This is a genomic window from Pseudomonas sp. UBT, assembly GCF_050915955.1.
GTDB classification, from domain to species: Bacteria; Pseudomonadota; Gammaproteobacteria; order Pseudomonadales; family Pseudomonadaceae; genus Aquipseudomonas; species Aquipseudomonas antarctica_A.
On record NZ_CP168079.1, the window covers coordinates 4,902,477 to 4,922,636 of the forward strand.

At 60.2% G+C, this 20,160-nt stretch carries 22 protein-coding genes; 9 read left to right on the plus strand and 13 right to left on the minus strand.

Translation table 11 applies throughout. The features are described 5' to 3' along the window. Positions 1-137: 137 nt before the first annotated feature. The 7 genes from argE to ACDZ94_RS22690 form a co-directional block, all read right to left on the minus strand. Positions 138-1,289 carry an acetylornithine deacetylase gene (argE, locus tag ACDZ94_RS22660; protein ID WP_262665633.1) on the minus strand — a complete coding sequence of 384 codons (1,152 nt, stop codon included), beginning with the start codon at positions 1,287-1,289 and terminating at the stop codon, positions 138-140. After that, entirely contained in the window at positions 1,286-1,963 is a 678-nt protein-coding gene (locus ACDZ94_RS22665) for a DUF1028 domain-containing protein (protein ID WP_221295275.1), read from the minus strand. The genes argE and ACDZ94_RS22665 overlap by 4 nt, the downstream gene beginning before the upstream one ends. Positions 1,964-1,972: 9 nt before the next feature. Further along, on the minus strand, positions 1,973-2,704 hold the full coding sequence (locus tag ACDZ94_RS22670; protein ID WP_064453301.1) for a class II aldolase and adducin N-terminal domain-containing protein: 732 nt from the start codon (positions 2,702-2,704) through the stop codon (positions 1,973-1,975). 50 nt (positions 2,705-2,754) lie between these two features. After that, on the minus strand, positions 2,755-3,585 hold the full coding sequence (locus ACDZ94_RS22675; protein ID WP_064453302.1) for an ABC transporter substrate-binding protein: 831 nt from the start codon (positions 3,583-3,585) through the stop codon (positions 2,755-2,757). A 28-nt stretch (positions 3,586-3,613) separates the two neighbouring features. Beyond that, positions 3,614-4,486: a phytanoyl-CoA dioxygenase family protein gene (locus ACDZ94_RS22680; protein WP_221295276.1), complete on the minus strand. Its 873-nt coding sequence runs from the start codon at positions 4,484-4,486 to the stop codon at positions 3,614-3,616. A 27-nt stretch (positions 4,487-4,513) separates the two neighbouring features. Continuing rightward, the gene (locus tag ACDZ94_RS22685; protein WP_432750861.1) at positions 4,514-6,031 is read right to left on the minus strand and encodes an amino acid ABC transporter permease/ATP-binding protein; all 1,518 of its coding nucleotides are present in this window, start codon (positions 6,029-6,031) and stop codon (positions 4,514-4,516) included. A gap of 320 nt (positions 6,032-6,351) precedes the next feature. Continuing rightward, complete coding sequence (locus ACDZ94_RS22690; protein WP_064453304.1) at positions 6,352-7,326, minus strand: LysR family transcriptional regulator; 975 nt, start codon at positions 7,324-7,326, stop codon at positions 6,352-6,354. 194 nt (positions 7,327-7,520) lie between these two features. On the opposite strand from ACDZ94_RS22690, the gene ACDZ94_RS22695 reads away from it, so the two are divergent. From ACDZ94_RS22695 to ACDZ94_RS22715, 5 genes are all read left to right on the plus strand, one after another. Further along, positions 7,521-7,943, plus strand: coding sequence for a RidA family protein (locus ACDZ94_RS22695; RefSeq protein ID WP_064453305.1), 423 nt, complete (start codon positions 7,521-7,523; stop codon positions 7,941-7,943). Then, positions 7,940-8,920 (plus strand): NAD(P)H-quinone oxidoreductase, encoded by a 981-nt coding sequence (locus tag ACDZ94_RS22700; protein ID WP_221295277.1) that lies wholly within the window; start codon positions 7,940-7,942, stop codon positions 8,918-8,920. The genes ACDZ94_RS22695 and ACDZ94_RS22700 overlap by 4 nt, the downstream gene beginning before the upstream one ends. Before the next feature lie 12 nt (positions 8,921-8,932). Continuing rightward, positions 8,933-9,373, plus strand: a complete 441-nt coding sequence (locus tag ACDZ94_RS22705) for a type II 3-dehydroquinate dehydratase (protein WP_221295278.1) — start codon at positions 8,933-8,935, stop codon at positions 9,371-9,373. Positions 9,374-9,477: 104 nt separating this feature from the next. Further along, entirely contained in the window at positions 9,478-10,728 is a 1,251-nt protein-coding gene (locus tag ACDZ94_RS22710; protein ID WP_432750862.1) for a flavin-containing monooxygenase, read from the plus strand. Between the two features lie 326 nt (positions 10,729-11,054). Next, positions 11,055-11,387 carry a DUF6124 family protein gene (locus ACDZ94_RS22715; RefSeq protein WP_221296118.1) on the plus strand — a complete coding sequence of 111 codons (333 nt, stop codon included), beginning with the start codon at positions 11,055-11,057 and terminating at the stop codon, positions 11,385-11,387. A gap of 504 nt (positions 11,388-11,891) precedes the next feature. Here ACDZ94_RS22715 and ACDZ94_RS22720 read toward each other — a convergent pair. Then, on the minus strand, positions 11,892-12,407 hold the full coding sequence (locus ACDZ94_RS22720) for a hypothetical protein (protein ID WP_221295279.1): 516 nt from the start codon (positions 12,405-12,407) through the stop codon (positions 11,892-11,894). Between the two features lie 169 nt (positions 12,408-12,576). Beyond that, positions 12,577-13,488 carry a LysR family transcriptional regulator gene (locus ACDZ94_RS22725; protein WP_432750863.1) on the minus strand — a complete coding sequence of 304 codons (912 nt, stop codon included), beginning with the start codon at positions 13,486-13,488 and terminating at the stop codon, positions 12,577-12,579. A 142-nt stretch (positions 13,489-13,630) separates the two neighbouring features. Here ACDZ94_RS22725 and ACDZ94_RS22730 point away from each other — a divergent pair, with 142 nt between their 5' ends. Together ACDZ94_RS22730 and ACDZ94_RS22735 are read left to right on the plus strand one after the other, a co-directional pair. Next, a complete protein-coding gene (locus tag ACDZ94_RS22730) occupies positions 13,631-15,028 on the plus strand; it encodes an amidohydrolase family protein (protein ID WP_432750864.1) in 1,398 nt (465 codons plus the stop codon). Between the two features lie 11 nt (positions 15,029-15,039). Continuing rightward, positions 15,040-15,513, plus strand: a complete 474-nt coding sequence (locus tag ACDZ94_RS22735; protein ID WP_221295280.1) for a DMT family transporter — start codon at positions 15,040-15,042, stop codon at positions 15,511-15,513. A 114-nt stretch (positions 15,514-15,627) separates the two neighbouring features. Here ACDZ94_RS22735 and ACDZ94_RS22740 read toward each other — a convergent pair whose 3' ends face one another. From ACDZ94_RS22740 to msrA, 3 genes are all read right to left on the minus strand, one after another. Further along, positions 15,628-16,029 (minus strand): ASCH domain-containing protein, encoded by a 402-nt coding sequence (locus tag ACDZ94_RS22740; protein ID WP_432750865.1) that lies wholly within the window; start codon positions 16,027-16,029, stop codon positions 15,628-15,630. Positions 16,030-16,093: 64 nt separating this feature from the next. Next, positions 16,094-16,570 (minus strand): GNAT family N-acetyltransferase, encoded by a 477-nt coding sequence (locus ACDZ94_RS22745; protein ID WP_221295281.1) that lies wholly within the window; start codon positions 16,568-16,570, stop codon positions 16,094-16,096. A 116-nt stretch (positions 16,571-16,686) separates the two neighbouring features. After that, positions 16,687-17,193, minus strand: coding sequence for a peptide-methionine (S)-S-oxide reductase MsrA (gene msrA, locus ACDZ94_RS22750; RefSeq protein WP_064453318.1), 507 nt, complete (start codon positions 17,191-17,193; stop codon positions 16,687-16,689). A 150-nt stretch (positions 17,194-17,343) separates the two neighbouring features. Here msrA and ACDZ94_RS22755 point away from each other — a divergent pair, with 150 nt between their 5' ends. Together ACDZ94_RS22755 and ACDZ94_RS22760 are read left to right on the plus strand one after the other, a co-directional pair. Then, on the plus strand, positions 17,344-17,751 hold the full coding sequence (locus tag ACDZ94_RS22755; protein WP_064453319.1) for a hypothetical protein: 408 nt from the start codon (positions 17,344-17,346) through the stop codon (positions 17,749-17,751). A gap of 109 nt (positions 17,752-17,860) precedes the next feature. Beyond that, entirely contained in the window at positions 17,861-18,922 is a 1,062-nt protein-coding gene (locus ACDZ94_RS22760) for an alpha/beta hydrolase family protein (RefSeq protein ID WP_432750866.1), read from the plus strand. Here the strand turns inward: ACDZ94_RS22760 and ACDZ94_RS22765 are convergent. Further along, positions 18,901-20,124, minus strand: a complete 1,224-nt coding sequence (locus tag ACDZ94_RS22765) for an amidohydrolase family protein (RefSeq protein ID WP_432750867.1) — start codon at positions 20,122-20,124, stop codon at positions 18,901-18,903. The genes ACDZ94_RS22760 and ACDZ94_RS22765 overlap by 22 nt on opposite strands. Between the last annotated feature and the right edge of the window lie 36 nt (positions 20,125-20,160).

A 20,160-nucleotide genomic window follows, 5' to 3' on the forward strand; every position in this document is an offset into this window, starting at 1 on the left:
CACCGGGCAAAGGCGGGAGCGGGCGTGCTCGCGAATTCGATGGGCCAGTCAATAGAGTGGGTGACTGACACGACGCCTTCGCGAGCACGCCCGCTCCCACAGGGTTGCCCGCGCATGGCTTGGGACAGGTGTCGGTGTCACCGCCTCACAAACTCCACCACCCGCGCCAGCATCCGATCACATGCCGCCAACTGTTCCAGGCTGATGAACTCATCCGGCTTGTGCCCCTGCTCCATACTGCCCGGCCCGCACACCACCGTCGGGATACCGGCCTGATCAAACAACCCGCCTTCAGTGCCGAAGGCCACCGTGCCGTAAGCCGGCGAACCACAGAACTCGGCAACCCAGGCAGCCGCCTGGCTTTCGGCCGAAGTGGCCAGGCCCGGGTAGCTCGACAGTTCGCTGAAGCTGATCGCGCACTGCTCGCTCACGGCCTGCATTGCCGGCAACAAGGTGTGTTCAGCGTAGCCGCGTAACGCGTCCGCCACTTGCCAGGGGTCCTGGGCCGGCAGCGAGCGCACTTCAAAATCAAACGTGCAATTTTGCGGGACGATATTCAGCGCCTTGCCGCCGCTTATCACGCCGGTTTGAACCGTGGAAAACGGCGGGTCAAATCGCCCGTCAAGCTGCTGCGGCGCCCTGAGCGTTTCACCGAGCCGCACCAGTTCACTGATCAACCGGGCGGCGTATTCGATGGCGTTGACACCGGAAGGCGCATAGGCCGAATGGCACGCCGCGCCATGCACTTCGCAGCGCATCGCCAGCTTGCCCTTGTGACCCAGCACCGGCTTGAGTTCGGTCGGCTCACCGATCACACACAGCAGCGGCTTGACCGGTTGCGCGTGAAACCTCTCGATCAACGAACGCACGCCCAGGCAGCCGACCTCTTCGTCATAGGACAGCGCGATATGCACCGGCATCCGCAACGGCGCTCGCACCAGCGACGGCACGCTGGCCAGTACACACGCGATGTAGCCCTTCATATCGGCGGTGCCACGGCCATACAACTTGCCGTCCTGTTCCGTGAGGTCGAACGGCGCGACCGTCCAACGCTGGCCATCCACCGGCACCACATCCGTGTGGCCGGACAACACAATGCCGGGCAGCCCGGCCGGGCCAATGCTCGCCAGCAGGTTGGCCTTGCTCTTGTGCGCGTTGAACACCAGCTCACAGGCCACCCCGTGGCCTTGCAAATAGGTGCGCACGAAGTCGATCAAGGCCAGGTTGGATTCACGGCTGGTGGTATCAAAGCGCACCAGTTGCGCGAGTAACTCACGGCTGTTGCTCATCGGTCATCTCCCGGCACCGCATAGCCCGGTGCGTGTTGCGGGTTGATGGCGCGGTCGATGTAATCCTGCAGTTGGCCGCGATAGGCCTGCCAGAGTTGGTCGAGGGCGCCGATCGGGTCTTCATCGGCCCAGTCCACCCGCAAATTGACGATGGGCCACAGCAGGTCATCGACCACCACCAAGGCGGCCGAATGCACCGGGCCTGCCTCGCCGCCCCTGGACTGCCCGGCGTGCAGCGCGGCCAGCAAGCGTTCGGCAAGCTGCCCCGGCGCACGTTCGAAAGCACGCACCATGGCTTCGATCACACTGGCGTCAGCCAGCATATTGCCCGCCGCCACGCACTGCTCACCGCTCTGCGCCGCATGAATGCCGAGGGTCTGTGCGCCACTGAAATGTGCGGTGCGGCCCTGATGATCAATCACGGTCACCTGGCGATATTGGCTATGCGCCTGACCGGCTAATACCTCTGCCAGCGCCTCACTCGGCGCCACGCCCTGCCCGAGCACGTCGAGGATCTGCGGGCCCAGGCTCGGCAAGGTGATGTTCTGCGACGCCACCGCGCCCACACCGGGGCGCAGCCACGGGCAACGCGCGCCAACGGCAATGCTTGAAGAGCTGATCGCAATACCCAACTGGCCCGTCTCGGCGCAGCGAGCCACAACGGAAAACGTCATAAAAAGCCCTCAGTCGAGCACCGAAGGATCGGCGTCGATCATCATTTGCTTCATTTCTTCAAAGTGCTGCTGCGAAAAATCCGCGATGCCTTCCCAGCCCCGCGCGGTTTTTTCCGCCACCTCATCCGACAGCACCCGCAGCGGCTGGCCGGTGGACCACGCCGTCACCAGAATCTGGCAGGCGCGCTCCAGGGTCCAGATGTCGTCAAAGGCTTCACCGATGGACGCCGCCGTCACCATCACACCGTGGTTCCCCATCAACAAGCGACGCTTGCCATCAAGCAACCCGGCCAGGCGCGCGCCTTCGGCTTCGGTGTCCGCCATACCGCCATACAGTTCGTCCACGGCCACACGGTTGAAGTACCGCGCGGTGTTCTGGTCGATCGGCGGCACATGCGGTGTGGCCAGGCAGGCCACTGCCGTGGTGTACACCGGGTGCAAGTGCAACACCGCGCGGGTTTGTGGCAACAGGCGGTGAATCTGCCCGTGGATTGACCAGGCGGTGGCGTCCACATTCGGGTGGTCGGCGCTGGCGGGGTCGTCGGCGTTCAACAGCAACAGGTCACTGGCGCGGATACGCGAAAAGTGCTTCCACTTCGGGTTGAGCAAAAACTGTTTGCCATCGGCCGACACGGCGGCGCTGAAGTGGTTGGCCACCGCTTCGTGCATGCCCACATGCGCAATGATACGAAAGGTCGCCGCCAGGTCGATGCGCGTCTGTTCTTCAAGGGATAACGCCATGAATCGGTCTCCGCAAGGCGCGACCGCAGGGATGCGGCCGCGCGATAGGCTTACTGGGGCATCAGCGCTGCGATGTCGGCGTCGGTCGGGGCCTCAAAGTTGTACTTCTTGAGCAAGGCGGCGTATTCCGGGGTGGCGCGGTATTTTTCCAGCCCGTCGAGCAGGGCTTTCTTCACCGTGTCATTGCCCTTCTTCACGCCAAAGCCGTTAAGCACCGGGTAGATCAGGGTGTCGGAAGAAATCACCACGCGGCTGCCCAGCTTGTCGACCACACCACGGGCCACGGCGGCGTCGGTGATCTGCGCTTCCACGGCGTGTGCGAGCAAGGCCTGAGTGGTTTGCGGGTCGGTGCTGTATTCGCTGATCTGAATCGGCTTCAACCCCTTGGCCACGCAATAATCAGCCGACAGTTTGTTCATCTGCGCCAGCCAGGAAGTGGCGCCCATGGAGCCGATCTTGTGGCCGCAGAATTCTTCCGGAGTCTTGGGCTGGAAGGCGCTGTCCTTGAGGGTGAGGATCGACTCGCCGCTTTTCAGGTAAGGGATCATATCGATGACTTTGACCCGCTCTGCAGTGATGTACATCGACGAGTTGGTCAGGTCGAACCGCCCGGCCTGCAGGCCGGTGATCAGGTTGGGAAAGCGTGTATCGAGGGTCTCGACCTTGCGGCCCATGACCTTGCCCAGGCCGTCCATGAACTCGATATCAAAGCCTGCGGGCTTGTTGTTATCCATGTACTCATAGGGAAAAAACGTCACATCGGAACCGGCGATGAGCTTGCCTTCCTGCTGGAACGCCGAAGCCGCCAACGAGGTCAGTGCAACCGCAGCGCCCAGCAGGCACACGGCAAGAGGGCGAACACTTTTTTTAGACGCTGTCATGGTCATTACCTGCAAGGGTTTTAGGGGGTTAGGCAGTCGCGGAATCTTGGCCGGCCTGTTGCACGAAAAAGGACGCGCCACGGGGTTTCTGCGGCAAGCGCAGATGGTTGTCCGTGGAGCGCACCAAGCCACTTTCTTCACCGGCCACCAACACGCCGGCGTGTGCACTGGGCAACGGGTTTTCACCGAATGGCAGCGCGTCTTCAGCGGCGTATACGCTGATAAAAAGAGTGCGCGGCAGTTCGGTCTCGTTAGGGCTCGATGCATGTAACAGGCGCGTGTGCATGAAGCACACGGAGCCGGCCGGGCCGTAACAGGCGACCGGTTGCTGGCAGTGTTCTTCGACCACCGCCTCCTCTACCGAACCGGTGAACCGCTGGTTCTGCCAGTGCGACCACAGCGGGCCTTTGTGGCTGCCGGGGATCACATTCAGAGGGCCGTTTTGCGGGGTCACTTCACTGACCATCAGCAAGGCCGTCACGATGTCGTCGTTGCTGTGGGGCGTGAACAGAAAGTCCTGGTGCCACTTCACCTGGGTCGCGGTGTGCGGCAGTTTCGAATTGATTTTGCTGTGATGAAAACGCGCGCCACCAGCGCCGATCAACTGCGCAGAAATCGCCGCCATCCGTGAGTGCAACGCCACGCGCTCGTACACCGGGGAAATCTCGGTGGGCGAACTCACCCGGCGCAACGACGGGTGATCCGGGCGGTGGTCGCCCTCCAGGTCAAAGCGTGCGCGCCCGTCCACCGTGGCACCCCAACCCTGGTCGTGGCGGCGGCTCTCTTCCACCCACTGGTCGAAGTCGTGTTGCAGCGCGGCCACTTCGTCCAGCGACAGCACGCCTTCTACCACCAGGAATCCGTCGCGCTGGAACTGTTCGATTTGAGCTTGCTCGATCATATTGTTGTGTCCTGAACGTAAAAGAGATCACGCCAGCGAGACGTCCTTGAGGAACGCCTCCACGCGTGGGTTGTAGCCGCTGCGCAAAGCCTGCGGGGTGTCGTCGCACACCACACGGCCCTTCTCCATGAACACGATGCGGTCGGAGACCTTGAAGGCGAAGTTCATCTCGTGAGTGACGATCACCATGGTGATGCCCTCCCCGGCCAGGGCTTCGATGACCTGCAGCACTTCGTTGACTTTTTCTGGGTCGAGCGCCGAGGTGGGCTCGTCGAACAGCATGATTTGCGGGCGCATCATCAAGGCGCGGGCGATGGCCACGCGCTGTTGCTGGCCGCCGGACAACTGGTGCGGGTACTTCCAGGCGTGGTCGAGCATGCCCACCTTGTGCAACAGCGCGTAGGCCTGTTGCTTGAGCGCGTCAGTACGGCCGAGGCGATGGTATTTCGGCGCCATCAGCAGGTTGTCGAGCACACTCAAATGCGGGAACAGGTTGAAGCTCTGGAACACCATGCCGATGTTCAGGCGATGCTCGGCGTGCTCGACGTACTGCGGTTTCTGCGCGCCGACCTTGTTGAGATGTATGAACGGCTGGCCGTTGATCGTGATCTCGCCGTTGTCCAGCTGTTCAAGGCCATTGAGCAGGCGGATCAGCGTGGTCTTGCCTGAGCCGGACGGCCCGATCACCGACACCACTTCACCCGGCTGAATCTGCAAATTGACCGAGCCCAGCACTTCAATATCGTTGTAAGCCTTGTGCAACCGCGTGGCTTGCAGCGCCGATGCACCGGTGCTCGCCGGGCGCTGCAACGCCGTGCGCTGTTGCGTGGCCAGGGCCAGCACCGCCGCGTCCGGCACGCGGGACACGTTGCGTTGGTTGACGTCGAGAAAGCGCTCCAGGCGCTTGAGCAAAAAATCGAACACGGTGACGATCAACACATAGAAGAACGCCACCGCCGCCATGGTTTCGATCACCAGGAAGTTCTGCGAATACAGGCGCTGGCCGACCATCAGGATTTCGGTCAGCGAGATCACCGACACCAGCGAGGTGAGCTTGACGATCGAGATGTATTCGTTGGCCAGCGACGGCAACGCCACGCGCAAGGCCTGGGGAATGACCACGCGCCACTGGGTGCCGAAGAACTTCAAGCCCAGTGCCCGCGCCGCTTCGCCCTGCCCTTTGGGAATTGAGAGCAAACCGCCGCGATGGATCTCGGCCACATAGGCCGTTTCGCAAATCACCAGCGCCAACAGGCCGGACCAGAACGGGTCGGCCAGCACCGCCGACGTGCCCGGCAGCGCCTGGGGCAAGTTGTAGATAAAGATCAGCAGCACCAGCAGCGGCAAGCTGCGGAACAACCAGATATAGCCACGGGCCGGCAAGCTGAGCAGCGGCTGTTTGGATTGCTTGGCCAGCGCCAGCAGAAAGCCCAGGGCAATGCTCAAGAGCCAGGTCAGGGTGCTGAGTTTGATCACCGTCCATGTGGCTCGCCAGAACTCGGCGTCGCCGAGCAAACCAAACATGTAGTTCCAGTCGAATGTCATCGTCGCGGTGCCCTGAACAAAAAAGAAGTTGATCTGCATCGATGGGATGAGAGTCGTGGCGGGAGGCACTTGGGGTCAATTCGTAAAACCCGGCCCACTGGGTAGGCAGAACCTATGCAGCCAGGAAACACTGAAATTCCAATGTGGGAGCTGGCTTGCCTGCGATGGCATCACCTGGGTGGACCTGCCACACCGCGGTGCCTGTCTCGCAGGCAAGCCCGCTCCCACACTGAACAGGTGGTGCTGGAAGCTTTACGCCCTGACCGAAACAGTGCACGCCTTGATGCGCCACACCGAACCCGCCACCTTTTGGTGCAAGCTCAGCTCACACCACTCAGCACCCGCACCGCATGCGGGTCAAAAAAGCTCGGCGGGGCCATGCCGGGGATGTACTGGTCGGACACAAACATCCGGCAGCGCTCGGCAAACGCCGACACCACGCGCGACAGCTGAGTGTTGCTCGCCGTGGCGTAGCCCAGCCGCATCGGCCGATGGGCGCCGGCCAGGCGCAGGCGAATCACGCGCTTGCCATCCTGCGACATGTTCGATTTGGGCCGTGCATTGGCGAAGGAATAGCCAATGCCATTGCCCACCATCGCACGCACCGTTTCGAGGTTGGTGGAGCGCATGATGATGTTCGGCGTGGTGCCCGCCTGCATGAACAGGCTGAGGAAATAGTCGCGGCTCCACGGCGTGTCGAGCAGCACCACCGGGTACGCCTCAAGGTCCTGCATGCTCACCGCAGGCAGGTTCGCCAGCGGGTGATACTCGCCGACCATCACATACGGCGGCAGGTGCGCCAGGGGTTGGAAGTCGATATCCGGGCTGGTCACCAGGTCGTAGGTCAGGGCGATATCCAGCTCGCCGCTGCGCAGTTTTTCCAGCAGTTCCTCATGGTTGCCTTCGGCCTGCGTCAGCCGCACACCTGGAAACGCGCGGCCAAACCCGAACACCAATTCCGGCGTGATCATCGGCGCCAGCGACTCCAGGCAGCCCACCCGCAACGGCCCGCGCACGGTGTTCAACGACTCCGAGGCAATGGTGTAGAGGTTGGTCATCTGCTCCAGAATCAGCTTGGCCTCCTGCATCACCTGGCGCCCCACCGCCGTGAGGGAAATGCCCTGCGCGTGGTGCCGAATAAACAGCTGAATGCCCAGCTCGGCCTCCATATGGGTGATGGCCGCCGAGATGGAAGGCGATGACACGTGAATGCGTTCAGCCGCAGCACTGATGCTGCCTGCCTCTCCCGACGCCACAAAATACTCCAGTTGACGCTGAGTAATACGACTGAGCATTACGCCTGCCCCTCAACAATGACTGTGTGGGTCGCGTTGCAGGGTTCGTGCCGGGTCATCGCCGGCCCTGCGCTGTGCCGATGAGGGGCACAGGCTTCGGTTTTTCCTAAGCACTACCCCGCGCAAATGCTGGTTTCGCGAGAACGAGGGCGATGTGAAGCTTGTTTCATCCCGCTTGCGATGAGTAACCCGCCATGCCCACCCACACCCGCATCCGCATGTTCAACACCCGACAGACCTACCCCAACCAGGCGCTGGACAACGACCTGTGCCAGGCCGTGCGCGCCGGCAACACCGTCTATGTGCGCGGCCAGATCGGCACCGATTTCGACGGCAACCTGGTCGGCCTCGGCGACCCACGCGCCCAAGCCGAACAGGCGATGAAAAACGTCAAGCAACTGCTTGAAGAGGCAGGCTCCGACCTGTCGCATATCGTGAAAACCACCACCTACCTGATCGACCCGCGCTATCGCGAGCCGGTGTATCAGGAGGTGGGTAAATGGCTCAAAGGCGTGTTCCCGATCTCTACCGGCCTGGTGATTTCCGGCCTGGGCCAGCCGGAATGGTTGATGGAAATCGATGTGATCGCCGTCGTGCCGGATGACTGGACCGTATGAAAGCGGTGATTGCCCGCGAGCCGGGCGGGCCTGATGTGTTGCACCTGGTAGAGCGCCCGGTGCCGACGCCCCAGGCAGGCGAGGTGCTGATTCGCGTGGCGGCCGCTGGCGTGAATCGCCCGGACCTGATGCAACGCAGCGGCGCGCCGATTCCCCCTGGCGCCACCGATGTGCTCGGCCTGGAAGCGGCGGGCACCGTGGTTGCGGTGGGCAGCGGTGTGGACGAGTTCGCACCCGGCGACGCCGTGATGGCGTTGCTTAACGGCGGTGGCTACGCCGAGTATTGCCTGGCCCACGCGGCGCATTGCCTGCCGGTACCGGCGGGATTATCGCTGCAACACGCCGCCGGGGTGCCGGAAGCAGCCTTTACCGTGTGGCACAACCTGTTTGAACTGGGCCGCCTGCGCACGGGCGACACGCTGTTGATCCACGGCGCCGCCAGTGGCGTCGGCAGTTTTGCCGTGCAGTGTGCGCAGGCGGCCGGCGCACGGGTGATCGCCACCGCGGGCGGCCCGCAGAAAGTCGCGATGCTGCAAACGCTGGGCGTGTGGCGAGCGGTGGACCGTCACAGCGAAGACTTCGTCGACGTGGTGAACCACCTCACCGAAGGGCGTGGCGTGGACGTGGTGCTGGATAACGTCGGCGGCGCTTACGTCGCGCGCAACCTCGCCGCCCTGGCAATGGGTGGGCGACACGTCAGCCTGGCGTTCCTGCAGGGCGCCCACATCGAGTTGGACTTGCAGGTGCTGATGCGCAAAAACCTCAGCCTCACCTCCTCCACCTTGCGCCCCAAAAGCCACGCCGAAAAAGCCCGGTTGGCGGTGTGCATCCGCTCGCGCTTTTTACCCTGGCTGGCCTGCGGTGCGGTGCGCCCGCAGATCCACGCGCAGCTACCGCTGCTTCAAGCAGCCGAGGCCCACCGACTGCTGGAAGCCAACGCCAACGTCGGCAAAGTCCTGCTGACCGTCGCTAAATAACGGGAGAGCCCCATGCCCCACCGCGTGTTTTTCCTCAATGGGCCCAACGCCAACCTCTACGGGCTGGATAAAAACGGCACCTACGGCAGCGAGAGTTTCGCCAGCATCGAAGCCCGCTGCCAGCACCACGCCACCGGGCTCGGCCTGGCCCTGGACTTTCGCCAAAGCAACCACGAAGGCGTGCTGGTGGACTGGATTCAAGAGGCCCGACTGAACGCCGACGCCATCGTGATCAACGCCGCCGGGCTCACCTACAGCTCCGTGCCGATCCTCGACGCACTGCTGGCGTTCGACGGCCCGATCATCGAAGCGCACATGAGCAACATCTGGAAGCGCGAGAGCTTCAGGCATCACTCCTACGTGTCCAAGGCCGCCACCGGCGTGATCGCCGGGTTGGGAGCGTTGGGTTATGAACTGGCACTGACGGCGGTGGCCGCGTTGCTCAAACCTTAAATACAGGCTCGAAAACACAGCCACTCGAATGTGGGAGATGGCTTGCCTGCTCCCACACTGGATCTTCGGTGTTACAGACAACCTCTTACTCTCAGGAAACGCCAATGACCGTCGAAACAATCAACACCCTGGTAGTCGGCGCAGGCCAGGCCGGCGTCGCCATGAGCGAACACCTGTCCCTGATGGGCGTGCCGCACATCGTGCTGGAGCGCCACCGCATCGCCGAACGTTGGCGCTCGGAGCGTTGGGATTCGCTGGTCGCCAACGGCCCGGCCTGGCACGACCGCTTTCCGGGGCTGAAATTCGAAGGCATCTCCCCCGAAGCCTTCCCGCCCAAAGAGCGCATGGCCGACTACTTCGAAGCCTACGTTCAAAAATTGCAGGCCCCTGTGCGCACCGGTGTGGAAGTCCAGCAAGTGGAACGCCACGTGGGCCGCCCCGGCTTCAAAGTCACCACCTCCGCAGGCGTGATCGAGGCCAATAATGTCGTGGCCGCCACCGGCCCGTTCCAACGCCCGTCGATGCCGACTATCGTTCCCGCCACTGCGCCGTTGCATCAACTGCATTCATCCTCCTACAAAAATCCTGCTCAGTTGCCCGAAGGCGCGGTACTGGTTGTAGGCGCCGGCGCCTCCGGTTCGCAAATCGCCGAAGAACTGCAAAAGGCCGGCAAGACCGTGTACCTCTCCGTGGGCGAACACTACCGCCCGCCCCGCGCCTACCGCAGCCGTGACTATTGCTGGTGGCTTGGCGCCCTGGGCTTGTGGGACGAAGTCAAAATACAGCCGAAGAAAAAGCACGTGGCCTTTGCCGTCAGCGGCTACGAAGGCGGTAAGACCGTCGACTTCCGCCGCCTGGCACACCAAGGCATCAACCTGGTAGGCGTGACCCGCAGCTGGGACGACGGCGTGATGACGTTTGCAGCGGGCCTGGCCGACAACGTGGCCGAAGGCGACCGCGCCTACTTTGATGTACTGCGCGACGCCGACGCCTATATCGAAGCCAACGGTTTACCGTTCCCCCTCGAACCCGACGCCTGGGAACTGCTGCCAGACCCGGAGTGCCTGGTTAACCCGATCCTCAGCCTGGACCTGGCCGTAGCGGGCGTGACCACCATTCTCTGGGCCACCGGCTTCACGTTCGATTTCAGCTGGTTGAAGGTCGATGCGTTTGACGAAAAAGGCGAGCCGTTCCACAAGCGCGGGATCTCGGCACAGAGCGGGATTTACTTCCTCGGCCTGCCGAACCTGGTGAACCGCGCGTCGTCGTTTATCTATGGGGTTTGGCACGATGCGAAGTACGTGGCCGATCATATTGTTTTGCAGAATGAGTACATGTCCTACAACAAGCCCTGAAACAGCAAAGTCCGAGGCGACAGCGCCTTGCTCCCTTGCCTACGCTTGCGTCAGAATCCGCCGGCTTGTGCGCTTGAGTGGGCGTCTCTAAGGTTGCTCGGTCGCTGAACACTCAGTGATCGGGTTTAGTAGCCTGGGGTTATTCCAGTCAGTGCATGAGCATCATCTGTCGGACGGTCTAGTCCGTGCTTGATGGTGGCTGTGTGCAGGGCGTCCTCGGGCGCGCCGGCTTTCTTGGAATTCCCCGGTCTACTAACCTGCGCACAGCTGCCACCCCTTTGTTTAGTAGCTCAGAGGTGGCGGCCCTAAAGTGGGAAATTCCAAGTATGTTCAAAGTTACGCCCAACCCTCCGAACGAACCGGACCTGAAACTCAATCAGGCTGCGCATCGTGCGATTGATCGCTATCTCAATCCAGAAACCGCCCCGCCTTCATCACCGCCGGGTTTATTCAGCGTTGCCGTCGACGCCAGCAGCGAAACCCTGATCACCAACAGCTATGAAACCTTTTCCTCAGTCACCGCCTTGCTGCTCGACCTATCGGAGGATTTGACGGGAAAACAGCGCGATGTGGCGCTGGCGATTCACCAGTTGAGTGAATTGGGGGTTTTATTGATCGATAGACTGATGGAGCGCGAGGCCGCTGTAACAGGCGGCTAAGCGTTCAACAGCACGACCCGAAAAATCGCCGATTCGTCGCAATGCCCTTGATGACGAATCGGCGCTTTTTTGTGGCTTTGCTGGGTTAGTGTCCGAGGGCGTCTAATACACATGCCCTGCTGACAGTCGCGGGGTGAAAGACATGAAAAAACAGGACTGTATTGGGTCATTCATTTATGGCGGTGAAAGGTCGATGTTGGCCGAGAGTTGCCGGTCGCGAACGGCAGCAACCGGCCCAGAGTGTGTAAAAACGCTTCGCCAAAATTGAAGTGTGCGCGTCTACGTTAAATCTGAAATTTATCGGCACGTCTGCAGATGTGGATTTCGCTTAGAAACGCGATTTCCAGTCCGGTTTTGAGCACTTGGCGCGCTCAAAAACGTTTTTACACAGCCTCGGCCGATTGCTGCCGGTCATGTCTCCACTCATCTTGCCGGTCAAAAATGATGCACATAAAGGGTTAAGTCGAACGCACATGGGAGCGTCAGGCAGGGTGAAATTTCCCACTAGAGCGTCGGTAGCCGATCCTGCGCACAATTGCTCTCCATTTTCGGCTCATTGGCCATGGGGACACGCGCGCCCGAATCGACATTGAATATGTCAATGTAACAACGGCTTAGCGAGCCCGGGATGTCGACAATCCCGCCTTTGATCACGTAACGTGCGCCCGGTGCAAATTCGCTGACAAACGATATGCTGCACGAGCGATTGGCATTGGCCGCGCCGCGCAACTCCAAGTGCAGAGGCTTGCCGGCTTCAATCGGAAAAAAGCCCTCCGGCGTCGATACATTCTTGTGAACGGAAACCAGCTGCTTGCCCTCCCCCGACGCAGTCGCCACGGGTTTGCCGTATTTGCAGCCGATGGCATCCGCCTCGACCAGCGACACACCGTTTCGATAATTCTCCATCGACACCAATTCACTGCGGATAAGCGCGTGAGGCGCCCCCGCAGGCACAAGGTATTTCGGCGCAGGGGCGCAGCCTGCCAGCAGCAGAATTGAACACAGGTAAAGAGGCTTCATAATTTCCTTATTCTGGACTGGGGGGCCGTAGAGCTCCGCTATTAATCACTTCAGCACTCGCCGTTGCCAGCGCATTCACCGGCATGCTGGTCGGGCGAAACGTCCACCTTGAATTTGTTTCATCGTCGAACTGACTGGGTCTGAGCCAGGGGAAAAGACAGCCTTCCCCTTATTCGCAAATTGCCGAATTGCCGTCGCGGATAAGTTCGGTTACCCAATCAGCAAATGCGCTCACGGCTGGCGAGAGAAAACGTTGATGCGGATAGAGCAAGGTGACAGGTACGGACGCAGGCTGCCAGTCCGTGAGCACCTCGATCAGCCGCCCCTCCTGCAGATGCTCCGAGACCACCCTCTCCGCAAGCTGCACCAGCCCGAAACCTTCAAGACACAGTTTTATGTAGAGTCCTGTCTCATTCACCGCCGCAGTACCGTTGACCGGGACTGAGATTTTTTGAGTGCCGCTTAAGAAGCACATTTCACCCGTTCGCCTGGAGTTGCCTGAAAAATAATGAATGGCCCGGTGGTGAGACAAGTCGTCCGGGGTCTGGGGAATACCGTTATCGTTGAGATAGGCCGCAGAAGCACATGTCACCCAGCGAAACTGTCCGAGGGGGCGTGCAACGAGCGTTGAGTCATTGAGTTCGCCTGTGCGAATGACGCAATCAATCCCCTCCTGAACGAGATCCACCTGCCGATCATTAACGCCTATCATCAGGTAGATATCCGGGTATCGCCGGTAAAAGTCTTTCAGGTTCGGCATGACAATAAAATGTGCAATGCCGCCCGGCATATCAACCCGCAAACGCCCCTGCGGTCGTTTTGCAGAATCCGTCAGGCCGGACTCCGTCTGCTCAATCAGTTCGAGTATTTCCCGGCATTGCGCCAGGTAACGTGCCCCCTCGGATGTGAGGCTGACCTGCCGCGTTGTTCTGTTGAGCAGGCGCACCTGCAGGTACTTTTCCAGAGTTTTAATACTGCTGGTCACCGTTGACGCCGGCAAAGAGAGCGTTTGCGCCGCGTGAATAAAGCTCCCCGCCTCTGCCACACGGACGAAAACCTGCATTGCCTGGATACGGTCCATTTTTTTTCCATGAGCCACAACGGAATCAACCGCCTGAACACTATTGTTCGTGATTGCTGAATAATCAAAACAGTTTAGCCCTCTTTTTCGGGAGTATCACATTCCGTATCTTTTCTTCACGACATTCAAAACGTGAAGCGAAATGACTGAATATAGCCGCAACATCGTGCAGGCCCCTGCCTCACCGGCCGGCCGCACCCTTATCCGCGGAGCCACTGTGCTCAGCATGGACGCTGATATAGGCAATCTGGTGCGCGGCGATATCCTCATCGACGACAGCACCATCACGGCCATACATGAAAACATCGAGGCCGACGACGCCATGGTTATTGAGGCATCCGGCATGATTGCCATGCCGGGCATGGTCGATACGCATCGCCACGCCTGGGAGGGGCAACTGCGCCGGCTGAATCCGAATGCCGAAACGCTTGAAGACTACTGCAACGCAACGCATTACTCGTTTGCCAAATACTATCGTCCGGCCGACATGTATATCGGCAACCTGCTGACCGCCTTGGGCTGCATCGATGCTGGCATCACCACCGTGGTTGATAACTCGCACAACAGCCGCACCGGCGCGCACTCCGACGCAGCGGTCGAGGCCCTGCTTGACGCTGGAATCCGGTCCATACACGCCTCCGGCGCGCCGGTTTCTGGGGAGTGGGACAAAGCCCACTGGCCCGGCAACCTGGAGCGCCTGCAGGAAAAATATTTCAAACCCGGGGACAACGAGCTGGTCTCGCTGGCGGTGATGGCACAGCTGGAACCTGAGCTGTGGGCTGAAGCCCGGCGGCTGGGCCTGCCGATTATCACCGAGTTTTTTGGCGGAGAAATGGCCGCTGAGCTGCAAGGGCTGCACCGGGAAGGACTGCTGCGCCCCGATAACATCTTTAACCACTGCACCGCGCTGCCGGACGCAGGATGGCAAATCCTTCGCGAAGCTGGCGTACGGGTCAACGTATGCCCGCGCTCCGATGCCCACTACGGCATCGAGGATGGCATGTTCGCCATGCAGTCAGCCCTGCGTCACGGTATCCGCCCGGGGCTGAGCGTGGATAACGAAACGTCCTACAGTGGCGACATGTTTATGGAGATGCGCGTGGCGTTTTACCTGCAACGCGTCATGGGCATGCACCAGCAACGTTGCTGCGGGTTAGAACATCATCCGGTGACACTGCCTGCCCATAACCTGCTGAAAGCCGCCACTGCCGACGGCGCTGCCTGTGCAGGACTGCAGGACAAAATCGGCAGCCTCACCCCCGGAAAACAGGCTGATCTGATCCTTATCAATGCACAGGACCTCAACCTCTACCCGTCGGGCAATGCATTCGGCACCGTGGTACACGCGGCCGAACGCAGCAATGTTGACACGGTCATGATTGGCGGACGCATCGTCAAGCGCAACGGCAAGGTACTGGGCGTGGGCAGCGAGCGGCTGCGTGCGGCGATCGACGAATCCCGTGAGCATCTATTTGCCGCTGCTGGCTACCAACCTGACATTTTTTCCGAAACGTTCGTGCCGCTTGAAACGGCCCGGTAAGGAGGCGCGAGATGAGTGCAGTCTATTACCTGTTAGCCATCGGCGCAGGACTGGGCATAACCCTGCAGACCACGCTGAACGGTCAACTCGCTAAAGGTGTAGGGGGCGATTCGGTAGCGGCAGCTCTATTCTCCTTTACCGCCGGTGCGGTGTGCCTCGGCATATGTTCACTGATGCGGGGCGGAACATTAACCTCACTGGCAGCCATACCGACCCAGCCCTGGTGGAGCCTGCTGGGCGGACTGCTCGGTGCCGGTGCGCTGCTCAGTTACGTGGTGCTTGCGCCCAAAATCGGCTTGTCAGCATTGCTTGGGCTCGCTATCGCCGGGCAGATTACATCGTCGCTGGCTATCGATCATTTTGGGCTGATGGGGGCAGTTGAAAGACCGGTGTCTCCCGTCAAGTTGGTCGGCTCGATGGTGATGCTGGCAGGCCTGGGCATCGCCCTATTCGGCGATAGTTGGTCAGCGCTTTTCTCCAGATGACGGCTGCGGTTTACTCCACCACATCACGTAGGAAGAACAGTGGTCTACCCCAACTTCCTAGCCTTCTCAACCCTATATATAGGCTAGAGGCCGTTGGCTAGAGGACCTTGTCCTCTACAATACTTCCACCAACTCAAATTCTTCTGCCACAAGTTCCATAGCCTCGTCGAACGCCCCCTCTCGTTGGAAAAAATCTTTATGGCCCTGCTTCCAGTACCTGAGACTGAGATCCCCTTCGCCTTCCTTTCTGGCTAGGTCTTGATCGACGTCGCAGTAACGAATGATATGCATCGAAATAACTCGAATGACACATACCGGCTCGCCCTGACTGTTGAGGACGATGCTGTAACCGCCAATAGTGGATGATTCATCTTCATGTTTGAATGATGAGAGCGAGCAACAGGTGGCTGTTTTTATGCCTTTAGCAACCCGTTCGGCGAGTTCATCGGCCATTTCTGGAGTATCCCCAAATGACCATGCGGTGGCGCCGGGGTACCTGACCTTTAAATCATCCATTATGTTCACAGCTAAATCCCTTTAATTCATGTTATTGGCGATCGCCTTGGCACCTATTAAACCGTCACGATTGGGCCGCCGTAGCGCTCTGACGGACATAGTAATTATCAAATTCGCCGCTTTCGACGAATTGGAAACCATGGCGAGTATAAAAACGATTCGAGGCACTTTCCTTGAGGGCACCTACTTTAATAGGAAGCGCGGCCGCATCCGCCTCTTTGAAAATCTGCGTGAGCACAGCAGCACCTACTCCTGATCCTTGCGCACGGGGTATCACGTACAGGTGGTCGAGCATGAGTTCATCGCGGTGATGCTTGACCACTACAAAACCCACTCGGTCTCCAGCTACTTCAATGTAACGCGTGTTGCGCGCTTCAAAACTGCTAACAAACCGCTCGCGCGCGCGTACCGGATCGAATCGCCCGGCACGCTCCAGGCTGTCGCGCATAGCCTCAATTCGAATGGCGACGAGGTCGTCCATGTCGCTGTGTTGAGCGCGCACTAACGTGACAGGGGCGTTTTGACTGAGTGAAATTGGCATGTTTTGCGCTCTGCGCAGGCTCTCGGTTCGACCAATATGGGAAGCCGGGAAGCAGACCACGTTCAGGCGGTTTCCCGGACGTGGCCTACCCATTTCTTCTCTAACGCAACTCATCCTCAAGCCCGCTTCGGCAACTTCCAATTCGGCCGTATGAAATGGCAGGTATAGCCGTTGGGTATCCGCTCCAAATAATCCTGATGCTCCGGCTCCGCCTCCCAGAACGGCCCCGCGGGCTCAATCTCAGTCACCACACGGCCTGGCCATAACTTCGACGCATCAACATCCGCAGCGGTGTCTTCGGCGATGTCGCGTTGTTGTTCACTCAGGTAATAAATCGCCGACCGATAGCCCGGCCCGACGTCATTGCCCTGCCGGTTGGGCGTGCTGGGGTCGTGTATCTGGAAAAAGAACTCAAGGATCTGCCGGTACGTTATCACTGCGGGGTCAAACACGATTTCAATCGCTTCCGCATGATTGCCATGGTTGCGATAAGTGGCATTCGGCACATCGCCGCCGGTGTAGCCGACTCGGGTGCTCAGCACGCCGGGGTAGCGGCGCAGCAGGTCCTGCATGCCCCAGAAGCAGCCGCCGGCGAGGATGGCGGTTTCGGTTTGGTTGGTCATGGTGTGTCCTTGCGCTCAATGGATACACAATAGTTATGGGGCTGTGTTGGCCAATACCAAGGTTCAACGGCAGTTAGTTGTGGTTCTCTCCCAAAACTGTAGCGGCAAAAAGTTCTACACTCTCGCGCCTATCCTGCTCGGAACCGCGCCATGCGACGTCATATCCCCTTGCTGCTGTTATTTCTCCCCGGGCTGGTTTACGCCCTCCCCGCCCTCAAAGACACCACGCTCTACACCACCACCGCCCAAGACTGCCACGATGTGGACCTCGCCACCTGGCAGCACCCGACCCGCACGTTGTTGGAGAAAAACAACTTCCAGCTCGAACGCATCCAGCTGTGCAACGGCGGCCACTACCCGATTTTCCAGGTGCAAGCGCCCTACGATCCACGCGGTCAGACCAAGGACTTTTTCCTGCCGCTGTATGAGGATATGCGTAAGGCCAACGGTAAATGGCCCTACGCGCTGGTCGTCAGCAGCGACGCGGTGGTGGTGTATGTCAGTTACCCGAAGGCCGACCATATCTCCCTGGATTACGAGGGTTTCGCGGCGCCATAGGCGTGCGTTCCAACGCAGTCAGAACAGGTGGTGTGCTTCCCGGGAGGGGATGCATTGCGACAGGATTTCAGGTGATGATGCGCCACCCCAATCAAGGAAGATAAAAACAATGAAAACAGTGCTGCGTGCCCTGTTCCTGCTGTGCCTGGCGACACCCGCCTTGGCTGCCGAAAGCCCCGTCGGTTTCAAAACCGCCACCCTGCCGGATACAAAAAGCCAGCGCCCACTGGAACTGGCTGTCTGGTACCCCGCCGCCGCCACAGCCAAACCCGAGCTGATCGCCGACAACGCGGTCTTCATCGGCGCCCTCGCCGTGCCCGATGCAGCGCCGGCTGCCGGCGAGCATCCGCTGGTGGTGCTTTCCCACGGTTACGGTGGTAATTGGGGCAAGCAGGTGTGGCTGGCCAGCGCATTGGCGCACAAGGGTTACATCGTAGCGGCGGTCAACCACCCGGGCACCACCACCAAGGATCGCAGCCCAAAAGCCGCCGCCCAGTTATGGCTACGCCCGGCCGACCTGAGCCGCGCCATTGACGCGGTGCTGGCTCAGCCGAAACTATTTGGCGCGGTGGCGGAACATCAGATTGCGGCAGTGGGCCACTCCCTCGGCGGCTGGACCGTGCTGGAAATCGCTGGCGCGCGTTTCGACCCCGACCTGTTCAGCCGGGACTGCGCCGAACACCCTAAGTTGGGTGGCTGCATCGGCTACCAGGAGATGAACCCCGCCGGCACGCCAGCCGGCAAGGCACAACTGGCCGCTGATTTGAGCGACAAGCGCGTCACCGCGATTGTGTCTTTGGACCTGGGCCTGTCACGCGGCCTGACCAGTGCAAGCCTTGCCGCATTGCCGGTACCGGCGCTGGTGATTGCGGGTGGCGTGCACACGGAGGACATGTCCACCGAATTGGAATCAGCCGACATGGTCAAGCGTCTGCCAAACACATCGACGCAGTATGTGGAGATCAGCGACGCCACGCACTTCAGCTTTATGTCGATCTGCAAGCCGGGCGGGATGGCGTTGATTGAAGAGAGCTCACCCGGCGATGGCATGATTTGCCGGGACGGTGAAGGCGCTCGGCCACGGGCGGTGATTCAGCAGCAGGTGGTGGCGCAGATCAGCGAGTTTCTGGCCAGGACCAGCCTACCGGGTCAAAAAACCACCGAACGCTGACAGACCGACGTCGCCACGACCCTCCCGCGTTTAAGCACCATCAACCGCGCGGGCAAGTCGAGAATCACATCACCCACCGAACGCGTATCCAGCAACACCAAATCAGCAGCCTTACCCGGCGCCAACCCATAATCCTTCAGCCCCAGCGCTTTCGCCGGACTTGTGGTGAGCATCGACAACACCGTGGCCTGGTCATCCGCCCCGCCCAGGTGGCAGGCAGGAATGGCCAGTTGCGCAATATTGAGCAAATCGCCGGTGCCAAATGGGGTAAATGCGTTGCGGATATTGTTGGTGGCCAGGCACACATTTACACCGCCGTCACGCAGTGCCCGCACCGGCGTCAGGGTGCGGCGCACGTTATGGCCGTCGCCGCGCGCGCCCAGGTGCAAGTCGGTGGCGGGCAGGCACATGACGCTGATGCCGGCCTCGCGAATCAGCGCAATAATCTCGTGCTGTTTATGCGGCGGCACGGCGCCCAAGCTGGTCAGATGGCCGACACACACGCGGCCTTGGTAGCCTTCCTGAATCGTCTTGCGTGCCAGGTATTCAATGCTCATGTGGTCGGCGTCGTCGGCAAAATCCTGGTGGAAGTCGATGTCCTTGCCGTAACGCTTGGCCAGGCTGAACACGTAGTCGATATGTTCATGCGGCGAATCATCGTTGTAGGGAATGCCGCCCACTACATCGGCGCCTTTTTCCATGGCCTCGACCATCATTGCCTGCATGCCCGGTAGCTTGAGGATGCCTTCCTGTGGGAAAGCGACCACTTGAATATCAATCACGTCGCGAAATTTTTCGCGCAGTTCCAGCACCACATCGAACCCGGTGAAGCCTTGTACGGGGTCGAACTCGGCGTGGGCGCGCACGTGGGTGGTGCCCGACTGCACCAGTGCGCGCAGTACCTGGGTGGAACGCTCGAGAATGTCATCGCGGGTCAAAGTGGGTTTGAGTTCAGCGGTGACCGCTATAGCCTCTTTTAAGGTGCCGGAGCGGTTGGCTTTGCGGTGCATGACATGGGCTTTTTCCAGGTGCAGGTGCCCTTCGACAAAACCCGGTATCAGCACGTTGCCGTGGCCCTGGATTTCCTGCCGGGCCCGGGCTGCGATGTTCGGCGCAACCTCGACGATGTGGCCGTTGTGCACCGCCACGTCCATCAGCGGTTGTGCGTCATCAATGCGTACGTTGCGAAAGATTAAATCCATGAATCCGACCCTCAATGTTGCGGCCCTCAGGCGCAC